The organism is Roseobacter insulae (assembly GCF_019375555.1).
GTDB lineage: Bacteria > Pseudomonadota > Alphaproteobacteria > Rhodobacterales > Rhodobacteraceae > Roseobacter > Roseobacter insulae.
The window spans coordinates 116,664-133,719 of the sequence record NZ_JAHXDN010000006.1; the positions used below are offsets into that span (position 1 = coordinate 116,664).

18 protein-coding genes and 1 pseudogene are annotated in these 17,056 nt (G+C 61.3%); 13 read left to right on the forward strand and 6 right to left on the reverse strand.

Translation table 11 applies throughout. From position 1 onward, the window contains the following. The first annotated feature begins 48 nt into the window (after positions 1 to 48). The 9 genes from KX928_RS19825 to KX928_RS19865 all read left to right on the forward strand — a co-directional run bounded on the left by KX928_RS19825 (position 49) and on the right by KX928_RS19865 (position 8,400). Positions 49 to 1,659, forward strand: coding sequence for a glutamate synthase-related protein (locus tag KX928_RS19825; protein WP_219506175.1), 1,611 nt, complete (start codon positions 49 to 51; stop codon positions 1,657 to 1,659). Next, positions 1,656 to 2,033 (forward strand): hypothetical protein, encoded by a 378-nt coding sequence (locus tag KX928_RS19830; protein WP_219506176.1) that lies wholly within the window; start codon positions 1,656 to 1,658, stop codon positions 2,031 to 2,033. Before KX928_RS19825 ends, KX928_RS19830 begins: the two co-directional genes overlap by 4 nt. Then, on the forward strand, positions 2,030 to 3,091 hold the full coding sequence (locus KX928_RS19835; protein WP_219506177.1) for a Rieske 2Fe-2S domain-containing protein: 1,062 nt from the start codon (positions 2,030 to 2,032) through the stop codon (positions 3,089 to 3,091). The genes KX928_RS19830 and KX928_RS19835 overlap by 4 nt, the downstream gene beginning before the upstream one ends. Next, the gene (locus KX928_RS19840; RefSeq protein ID WP_219506178.1) at positions 3,088 to 3,849 is read left to right on the forward strand and encodes a hypothetical protein; all 762 of its coding nucleotides are present in this window, start codon (positions 3,088 to 3,090) and stop codon (positions 3,847 to 3,849) included. The genes KX928_RS19835 and KX928_RS19840 overlap by 4 nt, the downstream gene beginning before the upstream one ends. Beyond that, on the forward strand, positions 3,849 to 4,133 hold the full coding sequence (locus tag KX928_RS19845) for a hypothetical protein (protein ID WP_219506179.1): 285 nt from the start codon (positions 3,849 to 3,851) through the stop codon (positions 4,131 to 4,133). Before KX928_RS19840 ends, KX928_RS19845 begins: the two co-directional genes overlap by 1 nt. Beyond that, positions 4,123 to 6,102, forward strand: coding sequence for a thiamine pyrophosphate-dependent enzyme (locus KX928_RS19850; RefSeq protein ID WP_219506180.1), 1,980 nt, complete (start codon positions 4,123 to 4,125; stop codon positions 6,100 to 6,102). The genes KX928_RS19845 and KX928_RS19850 overlap by 11 nt, the downstream gene beginning before the upstream one ends. Positions 6,103 to 6,182: 80 nt before the next feature. Next, entirely contained in the window at positions 6,183 to 6,887 is a 705-nt protein-coding gene (locus KX928_RS19855) for an ABC transporter permease (protein WP_219506182.1), read from the forward strand. Then, complete coding sequence (locus KX928_RS19860; RefSeq protein WP_219506184.1) at positions 6,881 to 7,597, forward strand: ATP-binding cassette domain-containing protein; 717 nt, start codon at positions 6,881 to 6,883, stop codon at positions 7,595 to 7,597. Before KX928_RS19855 ends, KX928_RS19860 begins: the two co-directional genes overlap by 7 nt. Then, positions 7,594 to 8,400, forward strand: a complete 807-nt coding sequence (locus KX928_RS19865; RefSeq protein WP_219506187.1) for an ABC transporter substrate-binding protein — start codon at positions 7,594 to 7,596, stop codon at positions 8,398 to 8,400. Before KX928_RS19860 ends, KX928_RS19865 begins: the two co-directional genes overlap by 4 nt. Before the next feature lie 237 nt (positions 8,401 to 8,637). Here the strand turns inward: KX928_RS19865 and KX928_RS19870 are convergent, their stop codons facing one another. After that, positions 8,638 to 9,294, reverse strand: coding sequence for a hypothetical protein (locus KX928_RS19870; protein WP_219506189.1), 657 nt, complete (start codon positions 9,292 to 9,294; stop codon positions 8,638 to 8,640). Positions 9,295 to 9,402: 108 nt separating this feature from the next. Here KX928_RS19870 and KX928_RS19875 point away from each other — a divergent pair, with 108 nt between their 5' ends. The 3 genes and pseudogenes from KX928_RS19875 to KX928_RS24145 all read left to right on the forward strand — a co-directional run. After that, positions 9,403 to 10,749 carry an IS1182 family transposase gene (locus KX928_RS19875; protein WP_219506191.1) on the forward strand — a complete coding sequence of 449 codons (1,347 nt, stop codon included), beginning with the start codon at positions 9,403 to 9,405 and terminating at the stop codon, positions 10,747 to 10,749. Positions 10,750 to 11,079: 330 nt separating this feature from the next. Then, entirely contained in the window at positions 11,080 to 11,427 is a 348-nt protein-coding gene (locus tag KX928_RS19880; protein ID WP_257883974.1) for a dihydrofolate reductase family protein, read from the forward strand. A 15-nt stretch (positions 11,428 to 11,442) separates the two neighbouring features. Continuing rightward, positions 11,443 to 11,607, forward strand: a pseudogene (locus tag KX928_RS24145) (dihydrofolate reductase family protein); the annotation flags it as partial. A gap of 143 nt (positions 11,608 to 11,750) precedes the next feature. Here KX928_RS24145 and KX928_RS19885 read toward each other — a convergent pair. From KX928_RS19885 to KX928_RS19900, 4 genes are read right to left on the reverse strand one after another with little or no spacing between them, the layout of a single operon-like run. Beyond that, positions 11,751 to 12,248, reverse strand: coding sequence for a DUF6505 family protein (locus tag KX928_RS19885; RefSeq protein ID WP_219506193.1), 498 nt, complete (start codon positions 12,246 to 12,248; stop codon positions 11,751 to 11,753). Next, a complete protein-coding gene (locus KX928_RS19890; RefSeq protein WP_219506195.1) occupies positions 12,245 to 12,949 on the reverse strand; it encodes a biotin/lipoate--protein ligase family protein in 705 nt (234 codons plus the stop codon). Before KX928_RS19890 ends, KX928_RS19885 begins: the two co-directional genes overlap by 4 nt. After that, positions 12,946 to 14,013, reverse strand: coding sequence for an Mrp/NBP35 family ATP-binding protein (locus tag KX928_RS19895; protein ID WP_219506197.1), 1,068 nt, complete (start codon positions 14,011 to 14,013; stop codon positions 12,946 to 12,948). Before KX928_RS19895 ends, KX928_RS19890 begins: the two co-directional genes overlap by 4 nt. Positions 14,014 to 14,019: 6 nt before the next feature. After that, complete coding sequence (locus KX928_RS19900) at positions 14,020 to 14,220, reverse strand: DUF6494 family protein (protein ID WP_219506198.1); 201 nt, start codon at positions 14,218 to 14,220, stop codon at positions 14,020 to 14,022. A gap of 107 nt (positions 14,221 to 14,327) precedes the next feature. Between KX928_RS19900 and KX928_RS19905 the strand changes: the two genes are divergently transcribed. Beyond that, complete coding sequence (locus tag KX928_RS19905; protein ID WP_219506199.1) at positions 14,328 to 15,059, forward strand: c-type cytochrome; 732 nt, start codon at positions 14,328 to 14,330, stop codon at positions 15,057 to 15,059. Here KX928_RS19905 and KX928_RS19910 read toward each other — a convergent pair. Beyond that, a complete protein-coding gene (locus KX928_RS19910; RefSeq protein ID WP_219506200.1) occupies positions 15,053 to 17,005 on the reverse strand; it encodes a 4Fe-4S binding protein in 1,953 nt (650 codons plus the stop codon). The genes KX928_RS19905 and KX928_RS19910 overlap by 7 nt on opposite strands. Between the last annotated feature and the right edge of the window lie 51 nt (positions 17,006 to 17,056).

A 17,056-nucleotide genomic window follows, 5' to 3' on the forward strand; every position in this document is an offset into this window, starting at 1 on the left:
GGCTTTCGCGCAGACCACCGGCGGACGATCACAGGTGAAGGACAAGTTATGACGCCCACTTCCATCGCGACACTCAGTGCTCTGCCCGACCGTGATCCGCAGTATGCGCTTGTGGGGGAGGTGGATCTGGTCGTGGTCCGTTTTGACGATGAGGTGTCGGTGTTTTATGGGCGTTGCCTGCATCGCGGCGCCTTGATGTCGGATGGACACGTGCGCGGCAAGGACCTGATCTGCGGCGTGCACAACTGGGACTACCGGTTGGACAGCGGCGTGTCATCCTATGCCAATGACGAGGCCTTGCCGAAGTTCAGCTCATGGGTCGAAGGCGACGACATCATGGTCGATGCGGATGAAATCATCCGGTGGGGATACGACAACCCGCAGCCGTATGACCGCAACACGTACCTGGGGCTTTATGCGGACCCCAGCCACGGCGACACGGGCGAGCCCTATACCGGGCTGATCCAGCAATACGCCCGCGACGGGCTCAGCAAGACCGGACATCACGGCGTGGTGGATGCGATGGGCGTGTTGCGGGCTGAGGTGCCGGATTGGGACGATATCCAGATTCTGACGGCGCAGCTTGCAAAGGCGCCGCTGCTGGATGATGACCCGGTCGGGACGGAGGTGGTGATCGGTCCAAACGCGCAAAAACCGCTGCGCCTGAAAATCCCGCTGTTTGTGTCGGACATGTCCTTTGGCGCGCTGTCGGAACCCGCCAAGGTTGCGCTCGCCAAGGGGGCCGAAATGGCGGGCACGGGTATCTGTTCCGGCGAAGGCGGCATGCTGCCCGAAGAGCAGGCAGCCAACTCGCGCTATTTCTATGAACTGGCGTCCGCCCGGTTCGGATTCAGCTGGGACAAGCTGGAAAAGGTTCAGGCCTTTCATTTCAAGGGTGGGCAGGGGGCCAAGACCGGTACCGGCGGGCATCTGCCCGGCGCAAAGGTCACGGGCAAGATCGCCGAAGTGCGCAACCTGGACGATGGGCAGGATGCCATCTCGCCACCGCGGTTCCCCGACTGGACGGACCCGTCGCAGATCAAGCAGTTTGCGGATGAGGTGCGCGACCGTACGGGCGGGATTCCCATCGGCTACAAGCTGAGCGCGCAGCACATCGAAAAAGACATCGATGCAGCCCTGCAGGTGGGGGTCGACTATATCATCCTTGATGGTCGCGGCGGCGGTACCGGTGCCGCCCCCGTCATCTTCCGCGACAACATCTCTGTCCCCACGATCCCCGCCCTGGCCCGTGCCCGCGCCCACCTCGACCGGCTGGAGCGGAACGACGTATCGCTGGTGATCACCGGCGGCCTGCGCAAACCGGCCGATTTCATCAAGGCGATGGCCTTGGGTGCCGATGCGATCGCCGTTTCCAACGCGGCCATGCAGGCGATCGGCTGCTTGGCCATGCGGGCCTGCCACACCAACAACTGCCCGGTGGGCATCGCGACGCAAAAGCCACATCTGGTCAGCCGGATCATCGTGGATAAATCCGCGCGACAGCTGGCCAATTTCTTTGAGGCGTCAGTGGAGCTGATGCAGGTCATGGCGCGGGCCTGCGGGCACAGCCACCTGTCGCACTTCACCCAGAGCGACCTGACCACGTGGAAGAAGGATATGGCCGAAATTTCCGGTGTTGCGTTTGGAGGCGCTGCATGAACCAGGCAGAAATGATCCTGATGGGCTTGCGGATCTGGGGAAGCATCGGCGCGTTGGTTGCGGGCGTTTTCCTGACCGTCGGCATGGACCGGATCGATGAAGACGCGCGGGAGGCTTACATATTTCGGCCCCTTCTGATCCCCGGCATTCTGGTGATCTGGCCGCTGGTCCTGTGGCGCTGGTATCTCTACGAGACCGGGCGCGAGGTCTGGGCGCGCCGTTACGATCCCCCCCGCAGGGCGCATTTCGCGGTGGGGTGGATGCTGCCGCTTGGCATCTGTGCGATCATTGTCACGGGCCTGAGCATCCGTCAGCAATGGCCGGCTGACATCGCGCCCGAGCGTCTTTCTGCCCCGGCGGAGGTCAGCCAATGAGCGTCAAATACATCCCCGTCCAGTGGAACTCCAACAAGTACATCTACGATGCCGTGATGCTGCTGGGGGTGGCGTTGTTTCTTTACATCTTCCTTTACGCCGCGCCGGGTCTGCTGAGCCATGAGCGTCCGATCAACCCGCAGGTGCATAACGCGCGGGCCTTCGGGGCCTGCGCCTTTGTCATGCTGACCGTGATCCTGTGTATCGGCCCGCTGGCGCGGCTCGACAAACGGTACCTGCCGCTGCTGTACAACCGGCGCCATTTCGGCGTGATGACGGTCTTTGTTGCCTTGACCCACGCCGGTTACATCCTTGACTGGTATTTTGCCTTCTCAATGTCCGACAAGAACGAGGCGCTGCTCTTTGCCAACACCAGCTATGGCCAGCTTGCCGGGTTCCCGTTCGAAGCCTTCGGCATTTTCAGCCTCTTCACGTTGATCCTGCTCGCCGCCACCAGCCATGATTTCTGGATGAAATTTCTGAGCCCGCCGGTATGGAAACGCATCCATTACCTGATCTACCCGGCCTACCTGTCGGTGGTGGCCCATGTGTCTTTCGGCATCTTGCAGGACCAGCAGAACCACGTCTTTACCGTGATCTTCATCGGCGGAGCGGCGGCGGTGGGCGGTCTGCACCTTTTGGCGGCGCTGCACGAACGGCGGGCTGATCAGGCGCTCAGCGCAGAGGCCGCCGACTGGGTTCCGGTCTGCGATGTCTCTGAGATGACGGAGGGGTTCGCCAAGATCAGGCTGCTGGCGAATGGCGACCGCGTGGCCGTCTATCTGAATGACGGTAAGCTCAGTGCGATCTCGAACGCCTGCGCGCATCAGAACGGCCCCCTGGGCGAAGGCAGGATCATCGACTGTCTGGTTACCTGCCCGTGGCACGGTTTCCAATATGACGTCACCTCCGGCCGTTCGCCGGCGCCGTTCACTGAAAAAGTGCCGACCTATAATCTCAAGATCGAGGGGACCGATGTGCTGGTAGACCCAAAGGCAAACCCGCCCGGCACCTATGTTGAACCTCTGATCGCACCCAAAGCGGGAGGCACAGCATGAGCGACAAGGACACACCCTTTTTCGTCGGCTACCTGCCGGTTCCCAAGGGGCTGCGGGGTCTTTTACTGGCAGTCTGTGTGCTGTTCATTTCCGGGTTGGCGGGCTTTGGTCTGGCGCTCGGGGTGGCGCAGGATGATCCGGGCGAGGGCGCCTTTCGGTTCGATTACGGTCGCCAGACGGTCACCGGCGTGGTCGAACTGACGCCCTATCCCCTGCTGCGCGTGACGGAAGGCAACGAGCGTATCCCGGCGGGTCACACGCTGATGCTGGCGGGGGGCGGCAAGACCAATGTCGAGAGACGCGCGATTCCGCTGGAAGGGCAGTTGGCCAGGGCCTCCGGCGTGCTCCTGCAGCGGGGCGATCTGGACATGATGCAACTGCGCGGCGGGCGCAACGGCCTCGGCCCGGCCGAGGGCGTTGCGCCGGAACTGCCCACCGAACCCTTGGGGCGCTGGAAACTGGCGGGTGAGATCTGCGATGGTAAATGCCTTGCCGGTGCGATGCGCCCCGGGCGCGGGCTGGCGCATAAAGCCTGCGCCAATCTCTGCCTGATCGGGAAAGTGCCACCGGTTTTTGTCTCAAGCCAACCGGTGGACGGGCACGAGTTTCTTCTGATCACCGGGCCGGACGGCGGCCATTTTCCCGAAAGCGCCTATCACTACGTGGCGCAATTCGTCTCGCTGGAAGGCGAAGTTGAACGCCGCGGCGATCTGCTGGTGTTGCGTATCGACCCCGAAACGCTGGAGGTACTGGACTGATGCGCCGCGTGCTGATGCTTGCCATCGTCATCTGCATGGCTGCGGTGATGTTTTACCTCTCGCGCTTCTGGTACCTGTCACTGTGGAGCCGTGACGGCCTTTTGGGACAGGAAGCCCTGCGCCCACAGGGAGACCTGGTCAGCGTCTGGCTGCGGGGCACCGATGCCGCGCCCTTCGAGTTGCTGATCTGGGCGCTTGGCTGCTTCGCGCTGCTGACCGTTGCCCAGAAGCTTTATGACCTATTGACCAAGCCAACCGACGCAGGAGAGCCCGATGACGGATGAAACACGTGACTGGATCAGTGTGGGCCATATCGATGACCTGCCCGAAGGGCGGGTCAAAACCGTCACCGCGCGGACCACGTCGATCTGCCTGGTGCATTTCGATGGCCAATGGGCGGCGATGAACAACCATTGCCCGCATCAGCGCGGGCCGCTGGGCGAGGGATCCATCGAGAAGGGCGTCGATGACAAGTGCTGGATCCGCTGCCCCTGGCACGGGTGGGATTTCGACCCGCTGACCGGCAAGCCGCCGGGCGGGCACGAGGACAGCGGTCAGGATATGTACCCGGTCGAGATCCGCGAAGGCGAGATTTTCGTCGGCATCGCACCCGAGCCCCCGCATGAACGCACGGTGACGGATGTGATGGTTGAAACGCTCAGCAACTGGGGTGTGCAATCGGTTTTCGGCATGGTCGGGCATTCCAACCTCGGTCTGTCGGATGCCATCCGGCTCGCTGTCGGTGACGGCAAGATGACATATTTCGGTATCCGCCACGAAGGGGCCGCCGCCTTTGCGGCCTCCGCCTATGGCAAACTGACGGGCACGCCCGCGGCCTGTCTGACAATTGCAGGTCCCGGTGCGACAAACCTGCTGACCGGTCTGTGGGATGCGAAGGTCGACCGCGCGCCGGTGCTGGCGCTGACGGGGCAGGTGCAGACACAGGTCATGGGGCCGGGGGCCTTTCAGGATATCGACCTGTTGTCGGCCTTTCAGGCCGTGACCAGCTTTTCGCAACCGGTACTGGGCAGTTCCAACCATGCGGAACTGGCGGCGCTCGCCTGCAAAACGGCGATCGTGGAACAAAATGTGGCACATCTGATCTTTCCCGATGATGTGCAGACCAATCCATCCGATCAGCCCGCCAGCGCGCCCGAGGGCCGTGTTACCGCGGCACCCGTGATCCCTGCCCAAAGCGAGATCGACAAGGCCGCGGCAATGATCAAATCGGCCAGGCGCCCGATCATCATCGTGGGCCACGGCGCCTATCCGATGCGCGATGACATCGCGTCGCTGGCCGAGCAAATGGGTATGCCGGTGCTGACGACGTTCAAGGCCAAGGGGCTGCTGCCGGACAGTCACAGATGCGCGGGCGGTGTGCTGGGCCGTTCCGGCACGCCAATTGCCAGCTGGTTCATGAACGAGGCGGACCTGATCATCGCGCTCGGCACCAGCTTTTCCAATCACACCGGGATCGAGCGCAGCAAGGAAATCATTCAGGTCGATCACGAGCGCATGCAATTGGGCAAATTCCATCCTGTCGCGCTGCCCATCTGGGGCGATGTCGGCGCCTTTTGCGAGGCCATCGCGCGGGCGGACTGTCAAAATCCGGGGGCTGACGACCAGATATCGGAACTGGCCGACCGGTGGGACATCTGGCGGCGCGAGAAACAGCAGCGCCTGCAGGAGGACCTTGGCAAGGGCATCCACTCCTTTGCGATCTTCGAGGCCCTGGGCCGCCTTGTGCCGGACAACACCATCTTTGCCGTGGACGTCGGCAACAACACCTACTCCTTCGGCCGCTATCTGGAGACCAAGGGCAGCCAGCGCGTGCTGATGTCGGGTTATCTTGGCTCCATCGGGTTCGGGCTGCCGGCGGCCATGGGGGCGTGGGCAGCAACCCAGGACAAGGCCGCGCTGAAAGGGTGCAAGGTCGTATCGATTTCGGGTGACGGGGGCTTTGGCCAATACCCCATGGAGTTCACCACGGCGGTGAAATACGGCATGAATATTACTCATATCCTGTTGCACAATGGCGAATTGGGTAAAATTTCCAAGGAACAGCGTTCCGGCGAATGGCCGGTCTGGGAGACCGATCTGCAAAACCCCGGCTTTGCGGCGTTTGCACGTCTCTGCGGTGGGCATGGCGTCAAGGTGACCGATCCGGCCGACATCGAGGCGGCGATCCGCGAGGCGCTCGATCACGATGGGCCTGCGCTGGTGGAAATCATGACGGATGCGGATCTGGTCTGATCTGATTGCGCAAAGACCGGGCATGTCTTAGGACGATGCAACCAAAGTCTGAACGCGTTGCACATGAACCGGCCTGAAACATGAATGACATCTACGAAGGGCTGGTTTCCGCGTTCTGGCTGGTGGTGACCCTGGATCAGGACCTGATGCAGATCAGTCTGCGTTCCCTTCAGGTCAGCCTGTCTGCGCTGGTGATTGCCTCGGTGCTGGCGTTGCCGTTGGGCACGTTCCTCGCGATCAGGCGGTTTCGCTACCGGCGGCTGACGATCTCGCTGCTGAACGCGCTGATGGGTCTGCCGCCGGTGGTGGTTGGTCTGATTGTCTACATTCTGTTGTCGCGATCCGGGCCTTTCGGGGTGTTTGGTCTGCTGTTTACGCCGACGGCCATGATCATTGCGCAGGTGATTATCATCACGCCGCTGATTGCCTCCATCACGCATCAGGCGATGCGCGAACTATGGGCGGAATATCATGATCTGCTGATCTCTCTGAACACCTCCAACTGGCAACGCATCAAGACGCTGATCTGGGATGGGCGGCGCAACCTGCTGACCGCCTCGCTGGCGGGGTTCGGGCGCGCGATTGGCGAAGTGGGCGCAATTATGATCGTGGGTGGCAATATCGACAATGCCACGCGGGTGCTGACCACCGCCATCGCGCTGGAGACCGGCAAGGGCGATTTCGCGCTCGCGCTGGCCCTTGGCTTTGTGCTGATCGCGCTGGCCATCGGCATCAACATCTGCATCCACTGGTTGTCGCGCACCGAACGGGAGGGACGGTGGTGAGCACAATTCTGCCTTTGACGCTCAAGGACGTGGCGGTACGCCGGCGCGGCAAACGCCTGCTCGGTCCGGTTGACCTGACCCTGGATCCCGACGGGCTCACGATGATCATCGGCCCGAATGGCAGCGGCAAGACCACACTGCTGCGCGTCATGCACGGGGTTGAGCGGCTCAGCACCGGAACGGCGACATGGGCGGTGCCGGAGGAGGAGGCGCGGCACCGGCAATCCTATGTCTTCCAGACGCCGATCATGTTGCGCCGGACCGTGGCCGACAATCTGGGATATCCGCTGCGGTTGCTCAACGCCCCGCGCGCACAGGTGAATGCGCGTGTCCGCCACTGGGCCGAACGGATCGGACTTGCGGACCGCCTGAGCCTGCAGGCCACCCGGCTGTCGGGGGGCGAAAAACAAAAACTGGCCCTTGCCCGCGCCTTGATCCGCAAGCCCGATGTGCTGTTTCTGGATGAACCCTGCGCCAACCTCGACGGTGCCTCGACACGCGACATCGAAAGCATTCTGCAAACCGCCCTGTCTGAAAAAACCCGCATAATCATGACAACACATGATCTGGGTCAAGCCAGACGCCTTGCAAGTGATGCAGTCTTCATGCTGCATGGCGTTGTGCATGAAAGGGGTCCGGCTTCGCGCTTCTTCGGCGCGGCGCAAACCGCCGAATTGCAGGCATTTTTCAGAGGAGACATCATCGCATGATCACGCGCGCATTTGCACTTTTGACCGCAGCATTCATGGGTACCGCCGCGCTGGCGGAGGACATCAAGCTGGCGGTCACGACGTCATTTGAGAATTCGGGCCTTGCGGACGTGCTTTTGCCCGCCATCAAGCAGGACCTCGATCTGGACGTGCAGTTGCTCGTCGTGGGCACGGGGCAGGCGCTGCGTCTGGGACAGGCCGGGGACGTTGACGCGATTCTCGTGCACTCGCGCAGTGCCGAGGAAAAATTCGTGGCCGAAGGCTATGGCACCTATCGGCGCGAGATCATGTACAATGATTTCGTCTTCATCGGGCCGCGGGACGACCCGGCCGGTGTGGCCAAATCAGGGTCCGCCGCAGAAGCTTTGAAACGCATTGGCGTGACCAAGCCCGCCTTCGTCAGCCGCGGTGATGACAGCGGCACACATAAGAAGGAAATCGCGCTCTGGCGGGCCGCCGATCTGGCGCCCGAAACATTTGGCGCGTGGTATCGGGCTGTGGGGGCCGGTATGGGCGCGAGCCTCAACACCGCCGCGGGGCTGGACGCCTATATTCTGGCCGACCGCGCCAGCTGGCTGAATTTCGGCAACAAGGCCAGTCTTGCGCTGCTCTACGCCGGGGATGCCGCGCTGTTCAATCAATACGCCTTTCTCGCCGTGAACCCGGAAAAACATGCCCATGTGCGCAACGATCTGGCCGTGCAGCTGGAAAACTGGCTCACCAGCCCGCGTGCAGCGGAGCTGATCAATGCCTACACCATCAACGGCGAGACGCTCTTTATCTTCAACGCCAAACCTGAGTAAGCAGAGCGCCCCGGCTGTCAACGGGACAGCTTGGGCGCACCAAGGGCCTAGAGCCCAAAGTGCACGATTGCTGCAGTCGCTCAGGTGTCGGCGTTTTCCGGCTGCCAGGAACGTGACCAACTCAAAGACAGTTTCGACTAGGAATTGCATCGGAAGGTTTTTCAGTGCTCTTGGTCGGCCAGCTCGGAGTGACATAAACGACCGATATTGGTGAAAAACTCCAGCGTTGACCGAAAATCAGTCTGAGTTCGCAGACAAGAACAGTATCAGCGGTTTTGCGTGCTCATCTTCGGTGAGGTAGGTCAAATCCCCAACGTCGTGGAAGCAGATGCTCATAGAACTTGTATTTGCGTCTACAGGGTAGATGCTCTCACAAAGTTCTGCACGCGCTTGTTCGCCAAAGGACAAGCCGAGAGCGTGAATAGTGGCCCCGTAGCTGTCGGTTAGCCTTTGATCGGTTTGAGCGTCTTCGAACCAACCTCCGCGGGCGTAAAAGTTGGCACGTGCAATCTCAATGAATGCCAATTTGATTTCAGGTTTGGGTTCGAGCACGGTGCCGATGAAGGTTGTTTGGCGGCATGCGTGTCCGGCAGCTTGATGTTGGAAGGCCATCCAATTCCTTGTGATAGGCAACACCGGCACAAGGTTCGTGAACGCCAGCATTGCGACGATGCCGTGATCCACTCGGTCGGACAGCTCTTCGAAGTAGTTCCAAGTGAATACGGTTTTGAGAGCGCCGTCCCGCATTAAGTTTGGTCGCTTCGCTGACTCATGCAATTCGGCTAGAAGTTCCGGATAGTCCGTGTATTTATACCGACCACCGCGTTCTGGCTTCAGTCGGCAGAGACCGTCTTCCCCTCGGAATGCGGTCAGCATTTTTTCTTCGATCAACATGCGAACTGGATAACTCGAATCTGAGACCCTGTCGAACTTGCAATAGCTGTATTGATGTCTTGCCTCCCAACCAAAGCATTGATTCACTTAGCATATTAGCGAGGAGGATTGGGTGATGATGGGGCGGTTAGAGACACAGGAAACCTGTTCTACAAGTTTCGGATTGAGGATCACGTCCCGCAAGATTATTTGCTGCGCCGAATACACTGGCTTTTAGACTTTGAGACAATCAGGCATGAGTTGGCAGCACTCTATAGCCACACAGGCTGCCCGTCAGTCGATCCCGAGCTGATGCTGCGTATGCTGCTGATCGGCTATCGCTACGGCATCCGGTCGGAGCGGCAGCTGGTTGAGGAAGTCCATCTTAACCTGGCATACAGGTGGTTCTGCAAACTGGGTCTAGAAGGCCGCGTGCCGGATCGTTCGACCTTTTCCAAGAACCGTCACGGGCGTTTTGCAGACGGCGATGTGCTGCGCCGCTTGTTCGAGAGCGTGGTGGAGAAGTGCATCGGTTTCGGTATCGTGGGTGGTACGGATGCGGCCATCGACGGCAGCACCATTGAGGTGGATGCGAACAAGGATCGCAAAGATACTTCGGATGTGATCAGGAGAGTCTGGTCACTCAAGGATCAGGTGCAGCGCCCGGTCGCTGACTATCTGGCATATCTGGCCGAGGCCGATGGCAAGGCGCAAACCGGCCCCAAGAAGAAACCGCCCAAGTACCTCTCTGAGACCGATCCAGAAGCAGCTTGGTCGCTCAAAGACGGCCCTGGCCGGTTCAGCTATGAGACCAACTACCTGGTGGACACGGATCACGGCATTATCGTGGACGTTGAGGCCACGCCCGCCCGGCTCGGCCTGGAGATTGTCGCGGCCAAGACGATGCTGGACCGCAGCCGTAACCGCCAAGACTTCCGCCCGGACCGAGTGGCGGCAGATGGATCATACGGTACCGGCTCTTTCCGGGCCTGGCGCCTGAAGCGCAAGGTCACGCCGCATGTGCCGGTGCTGGATCGCGAGCATCAGACCAATCGCAAATACGTCATCAGCCATTTCCAATACGATCCGGAGCGCGACACCTACACCTGCCTTGAAGGCCATGAGATGCCACTGCGCCGGACCAAACAGGCGGACAGGATCAAGAATTATTTTGCCGGGCGGGAAACCTGCGGCACATGCCCAATCAAGAAGGCCTGCACCGACGCGCCATTCCGAACAGTCACCCGACACATGGACGAAGAAGCCCGCCAAACCGTCCGCGATCTGCGTGATACGGCGGCCTATGACGAGAGCAGACGACGACGAAAGAAAGTCGAGATGTTGTTCGCCCATCTGAAACGACATCTCGGACTCAAACACCTCCGGCTCCGGGGCCTCAAGGGAGCCAACGAAGAATTCCTCCTCGCCGCCACTGCCCAGACCCTAAAACGCCTTGCCAAAATGGTCCCGTGTTAGGAGCCAAAACTCCCATAAAGGCCATCGGCCAAAAACACTGCTTTTGACCTCTACTACAGCGGGTTGAGCGGCTGTTCCGCAGCCGAACACAAGATGTAGTAGACCGAGTTTTTCACCTAAATCGACCGTTTTTGACCGGAGGCACGAAAGCGGCTGTTGAAGCGGCTGCAGTGATTTCATCCTTCGTCCCGGGTTGCGTTCAAACTGACAAGTTCGATCCGATCGGCCAGCGCATTTCTCAGCAACGGAGTGCTCTGCCAGTGTTCAAGTGAGATCCAACCGTCTGTGCAGCCCCAGGGGCTGGTCTGGATACAGTTTTCGGAGCACATCATGCATCCCATTATTTATGACGTGGCCGTCTCTCTGGACGGCTTTATTTCCGGCCCGTCCGGAGACGTCTCCAAGTTCGCCCCCGGCGGTCCGGTCGTTGTTGACTACAGAGCCCGACTGGATGGCTACGCCACCGCAATCATGGGGCGAGGCACCTATGAGTTCGGCTATGAATTCGGCCTGGAAGCGGGGAAAAACCCAAATCCCCATATGGATACATTTGTTTTTTCCCGGACACTTGATCAGCCGGTGACCAGTGATGTCGCCGTGTACTCAGGTGAGCTGGTAGAAGGGATTGCTCATGTAAGGGCGCGCGCAAAAGGCCCGGTTTACTTGTGTGGTGGTTGAGCGTTCGCGGATTCGCTTCTCGAAAACCGGCTGATCGATCGCGTGATTCTGAAGCGGGCACCTTTTGTTTTGGGTGGCGGCATTCGCCTGTTCGGTAAGAAGGGCGTCTCCCGCTCCTTTATCCGCGTTGCCTCCCACTGCTACGACAACGGCTATGTCCTTGAGGAGTTTGCCCTGTAGGCGACTGTCAGACGCAAGCGCCCAACCATATTGTGCGCTTGCGGTGGCACAGCGCTCCGCTCGCAAGGCTTTCACATGGGTCGAGGCGCTTTATCCGACTTCGCTGTTGACCGGCGTCATCAGAGCGTGCCCAATGTCTTCGCCTAGTGGTGGTGCGGCTCATCGTCATCCAGGGATCCGTGGATCGCGAATTGTTCGATGCCCGCGTCCTGCGGCTCGATCATCCGGTAGCTTTCCTTGACACCGGCCTCGGTCAGCTCGCGGGTGACGGTCAGCAGCGTGTTGAATTCCTGATCCTCGCAAAGCGCGATCATCTGGCTGATCTCTTCCATCGCCACGCCCATCGCCGCCTCAACGGACGGGGCGCCGTAGATGTCCACGAAATGCCGGGCGAGGGCGGCGGCGATCGCATCGCGTTCGTTTGCCTCAATCTGGGTGACGGCGACAAAACTCGCGCGGCCGAATGTTTCCACCCCCATCCAGCCATTGGTAAACGCCTGCTTGGCCTTGCCGGCCAGATCGCCCTCGGACCAGTTGGAGAACTCGAAGCCGCCGGAAATGCACCACTCCCCCGTGCGGGCGGGGCTGTGGAACACACGGGTGTCGCTGTCGTCGAAATGAATGGCACGGGCCAGTTTCATGGGACCTCCGTCAGGGTTCGGGTGATCGGAATGATCGCCGTCTGGTCATTGCTGCGCAAGAGCATACCGAAATTTTCGTCCACGCCCAGGAAGGTGCCGCTGTCGCAGCCGAAGGCAAGGGTATCACCCTTGCCATGGGCAAGGCCCGTCCATTCGTCATGCACGGGTTTCACACCCTCGTCGTCCCACCGGTTGATCCAGACAAGCGTATGACGGACCCAGGCTTCCAGCAGATCGACCGCGTCAACCTCGTTGCAGCCCTCGTCCATCAGCGTCGTCACGTCTGGCGTGGAGCCACTATCCGTCCCGTCCGACCAGAGCGACAGGGTCAGGCCGATCACCAGCCAATCCGGCTCCTCTTCGGCATCATCCGTCGATGCGGCGATTTCAAGCGCGCCGCAGCTGGCGCCGTTCACGCGGATGCCACCGCCCCATTCCAGATGCACCGACACTTCGGGCGGGGCCAGTGCGCCAAGGGCGTTTTGAAACCCGATACCGCAGATCGGCAGCATGACCAAGGCGGCGCCAAGGGGCACCTCCGGCGCGAAAACGATCGCGGCGCGCAGGGTTTCAAGCGTCACGTCATAGGTCACCAACCCCGCGTCGCATCCTTTCCGGGCTTCACTGCAGGCAACCGCGAACGGTGCCGCGCCGGCTGTCGCCATTCCCTGAAACAATGGTGGAAAACCGGGGCCGCTCATGCCTTCCCATCTGCGATCAGGGCACGTGCTACGGCGCGAAACGCCTCTGCCTGCGGACTGTCGGGTTTGGAGACCACGATGGGCGCGCCGCCATCTGCAGCCATGCGGATATCGAGGTGCAGGGGTATTTCCGCCAGCAGCGGCACATTGAGTTTCGCCGCCTCAGAGGCCACGCCGCCATGACCGAAGACATGTTCCTCGTGGCCGCACTTGGAGCAGATATGGGTCGACATGTTCTCGATCATCCCGAGGATCGGCGTGCCGAGCTGGTTGAACATGTCGATGCCCTTGCGGGCGTCCATCAATGCCACGTCCTGCGGGGTGGACACCACGATTGCCCCATCGACCTGCGCCTTTTGCGCCAGCGTCATCTGTACGTCGCCGGTGCCGGGAGGCAGGTCAACGATCAGGACATCGAGCGCGCCCCATTGCACCTGGTTCATCATCTGCTGCAACGCGCCCATCAGCATCGGACCGCGCCAGACAACGGCCTGGTCATCGTTGGTCATCAGCCCGATGGACATCATCGTGACGCCAAAGTTGCGCATGGGCAGGATGGTCTTGCCATCGGGGGAGGCCGGACGCCCGGAAACCCCCAGCATGCGCGGTTGCGACGGGCCGTAGACATCCGCATCGAGCAGGCCGACCCGCCGCCCCTCTGCCGCCAGCGCGCAGGCGATGTTCGCGGCCACGGTGGATTTGCCAACACCGCCCTTGCCGGAGGCAATCGCCACGATCCGGTCAATACCGGGGATTTTCTGGGGGCCGGTCGGCGCCGATTTCTGGGGTTTCAGATCAGGCGGTGCAGCAGGTGTACTATGCGCCGTCAAGACCACCGATACCGTGCCCACGCCCGCCATCGCCTTGACCGCCGCCTCGGCGGCAGTCTGCACATCAGCGTAAAGCTGCGCCTGCGACGGGGGCACTTCGATCACGAAGCGTACATCCTGCGTGTCGCTGACCGTCAGGGCCTTGACCAGTCCGGCGGCCATGATATCCGTTTCAGTCACCGGGTCGGTGACCGTTTTGAGGACGGTCAATACGTCATCCCGTGTCAGGCTCATTCGGACTTACCCGTCTTCACGGCCAGTGATCTGGCCCGTCACTGTGTGCTCAAGATCAAGGCCATCCACGGTCAGCACAACCTTGGCCGTGTATGATTGGCCAGTGGTGTCGCCTGCGTTGCGCATGGCTTCTTCGATGGCCTGCTGAGAGGTGACGCCGACCTGTTTGAGGAATTTGCGCATGGACATGTTGAAATCATCGCTCATCTTGGGCTCCTTTTGGCTGCTTATGATGCTTGTCTATCTGAAAACTTGACGGTTTGGCGGGGCGGGTTCTAGGCTGAACGTCACGCGGACGGTACTTGGGAGGCGACGTGCGGACGGTCTTGGCGATCTTGCTGGTGATATGTGCCCTGCGGCCGCTCTCGGCGCAAGAAGACTTGCGGCTCGCGGTGCCCGGCGCGCTGGAGAAATCGGGCTTCGCGCAATTCCTTGTCCCGCGTTTCGTGCTGAAGACGGGCGTGCGGATCACTCGGGTCGGCGAGGACGAAGCGGCCCAGATGCGGTTTACCACCGATGGGCGCGCGCTGTTCGAAGGTCTGGGCGAGCGATGGGCGTTGGCGCATGAGGGCGGCGCGGGCGCGGAGCGCTTTGCAGACTGGCTGCGGTCGGACATCGGCTTGCGGACTATCGAAAGCTTTGTCGCGCCGGATGGCAGCCGATTCTCCACGCAGATCAAGGCCGCGGCCATCGCGCCGGTTCTGAACTATGACGGTGACCCGGTCAAAGGCGAACAGCTGTCGTTGCGGATGTGTGGCCGGTGCCACGTGATCAACGAAAAAAACCGGATGAACGGGATGGGTGCCACGCCGTCTTTTGCGGTGTTGCGCACGCTGAGCGATTGGGACGACCGCTTCGCGACGTTCCATCTGCGCAACCCGCATCCCAGCTTTACCCAGATCGAGGACATCACCGACCCCTTCGATCCAAGCCTGCCGTCCCCCATCGTGCCGATGGAGATGACGCAGGCCGATCTCGAAGCGATCGTCGCCTATGTCTCCGGGCTGCCGCCCGCCGATCTTGGAGACCCTTTGCAAACTCAGTGATCCTTGCGCTTGCTCAGGTAGTCGTCCGTGGTGCGCACCCGCGGACGTTCCTTGCTGGCAAACGGATTGTCGCGGGAGTGAAACTGGGCCTGGATTCTGCAATTCTCACACATCTGGATCATGCGGACCGCTTCGGGGTTGCCGAACATGGCATGATTCCCGGCCAGTTTCTCCGTGATCCGTTCGACCGTTGATTTTGCCCCGAAAAGGGTGCCGCATTCCACGCAGGCGAAGGGTTCTTCCTCGTTCAGTACCTTCTGGGTAAAGGCGGCGTCCGTCAGGTCAAGCTGCGGCGCAAGGGTGATGGCATCTTCGGGGCAGATGGTGCTGCACAACCCGCACTGCAGGCAGGCGTCTTCCTGAAACCGCAATTGCGGTTTGTCCGGGTTGTCACCAAGCGCCCCCGAGGGGCACAGCGACACGCAGGACAGGCAGAGCGTGCAAGCATCTTGATCCACGAGAATGGCGCCGTAGGGCGCCGCAGGGGGCAGGGCGATCACCTCGGCCTCCGGCTGCAACGCCTTTGCGGCAAGGCGTGCAACCTGCCGACGGGATCCCAGTGGCAGGATCGGCGTGTCGACGCAGCTTGCGGTTGCCGCATCATAAAGCGCATCGCTCAGGGCGTCGGGGTCGGTTACATCCAGTATCGTGATCGCCCGTCGGCCGGCAATCGCCTCTGCCAGCGCGGCCTCGCCTTCAATGACATCTCTTTCGGTGGTCGGCGCCAGAAGGATCGATACCGAGGCAAATCCGCTGGCCAGCGCCGACAGCATCTCCGCATGGCCGAACCCGGCCAGCGCGGTGACCGAGAGCGGGATCACATCCGCCGGCAGCCCCCGACCATAGCGGGCAGACAGCGAGATCATCTCGGCCCCGAAATCATCGTGCACCATCAGGCGCGGGTCGGCCCCGCCGGCGGTGCGAAACGTGCTGGCAAGGGTGTGAATGCGGGCAAAGAGCGTCGCCACGGGCGGCGCGTCATAGGTGATCGCGCCGGAGGGGCAGAGTGCTGAACAGGCTCCGCACCCGGCGCAGATCATCGGATCAATGGCCACGTGCTCCCCGGCGGAGGAGATGGCGCCCGTCGGACAGATGTCGAGGCATTTGGAACAGGCTGGCTGCTCCGCGCGGGAGTGCGCGCACAGGGGTTCCTCAAGCCGGACGTACAGTGGTTTTTCGAAGGTCCCGATCAGCTGAGATGCCTCCAGAACGGCCTTGGCGACAGCCGGTTGGCTGCCGGGGTCGGCGCGCAGGTAGCCATCGCGTTTTTCATGCGCCGAGAACAGCGGTGTGCCGCCGCGCAGATCGAGGATGACGTCGCATTCCGTCAGTGCGCCGTCGCGGGCAGGGGTCCATTCCGCGTCGCCGCGTCCCCCTGCGATGATCTGTTGAAAGCCGTCGAGGCGCAGATTGAACGCACCAAGGCTACCGCTGGCGCGGCTCAGGCTGCCGCTGACCACGTCGAACGGCAGGCCGGGCGTTGTGTCGAAGGGGGCATCGACCAGCACCGTTACCGCCAGAATATCTGCCAGATCACGTGCGGCGCCTAGCGCAACCTCTTCGGTCCCGAGGATCAGACAGGCGCCGTTCGAGACGATATCAACAGACTTTCCGGCGGGGCGAGGCAGCATCGCCTCGGCCACCAGCGCTGCCATTTTCGGGCTGGCCCGATCGGCGTCGCCGCTCCATCCCGCGCGGTCCCTGAGGTCCACGAAATCCGGCACAGGCGCATCAGTTTCGGCGGCTAAATCCTTGAAGAGGATCGATTCCTGCTGACAGGCAATAACCGCGTCACCATCCGCGATCATGCTGGCGGTCTGCGCCACCTGTTGACCGCAGGCATGCGTCAAAACCTTTGAGCATGACACGCCCGTGGCCTGTTGCAGGGTCTCCGGATCAAGTGTCTGGCTGCCAAGGCAATCGCACAGGATCAGTTTTTTCGTCATATCTCCCCCGGGGCCGTGTCGTGGGCGCGTCATATTCGTTCCGCGCCACGG

Excerpts from the sequence above, each read along its gene's own strand:
- KX928_RS19825 (WP_219506175.1), top strand. The coding sequence starts at position 49 with ATGACGCCCACTTCCATCGCGACACTCAGTGCTCTGCCCGACCGTGAT.
- KX928_RS19830 (WP_219506176.1), top strand. The coding sequence starts at position 1,656 with ATGAACCAGGCAGAAATGATCCTGATGGGCTTGCGGATCTGGGGAAGC.
- KX928_RS19835 (WP_219506177.1), top strand. The coding sequence starts at position 2,030 with ATGAGCGTCAAATACATCCCCGTCCAGTGGAACTCCAACAAGTACATC.
- KX928_RS19840 (WP_219506178.1), top strand. The coding sequence starts at position 3,088 with ATGAGCGACAAGGACACACCCTTTTTCGTCGGCTACCTGCCGGTTCCC.
- KX928_RS19845 (WP_219506179.1), top strand. The coding sequence starts at position 3,849 with ATGCGCCGCGTGCTGATGCTTGCCATCGTCATCTGCATGGCTGCGGTG.
- KX928_RS19850 (WP_219506180.1), top strand. The coding sequence starts at position 4,123 with ATGACGGATGAAACACGTGACTGGATCAGTGTGGGCCATATCGATGAC.
- KX928_RS19855 (WP_219506182.1), top strand. The coding sequence starts at position 6,183 with ATGAATGACATCTACGAAGGGCTGGTTTCCGCGTTCTGGCTGGTGGTG.
- KX928_RS19865 (WP_219506187.1), top strand. The coding sequence starts at position 7,594 with ATGATCACGCGCGCATTTGCACTTTTGACCGCAGCATTCATGGGTACC.
- KX928_RS19870 (WP_219506189.1), bottom strand. The coding sequence starts at position 9,294 with ATGTTGATCGAAGAAAAAATGCTGACCGCATTCCGAGGGGAAGACGGT.
- KX928_RS19880 (WP_257883974.1), top strand. The coding sequence starts at position 11,080 with ATGCATCCCATTATTTATGACGTGGCCGTCTCTCTGGACGGCTTTATT.
- KX928_RS19885 (WP_219506193.1), bottom strand. The coding sequence starts at position 12,248 with ATGAAACTGGCCCGTGCCATTCATTTCGACGACAGCGACACCCGTGTG.
- KX928_RS19890 (WP_219506195.1), bottom strand. The coding sequence starts at position 12,949 with ATGAGCGGCCCCGGTTTTCCACCATTGTTTCAGGGAATGGCGACAGCC.
- KX928_RS19895 (WP_219506197.1), bottom strand. The coding sequence starts at position 14,013 with ATGAGCCTGACACGGGATGACGTATTGACCGTCCTCAAAACGGTCACC.
- KX928_RS19900 (WP_219506198.1), bottom strand. The coding sequence starts at position 14,220 with ATGAGCGATGATTTCAACATGTCCATGCGCAAATTCCTCAAACAGGTC.
- KX928_RS19910 (WP_219506200.1), bottom strand. The coding sequence starts at position 17,005 with ATGACGAAAAAACTGATCCTGTGCGATTGCCTTGGCAGCCAGACACTT.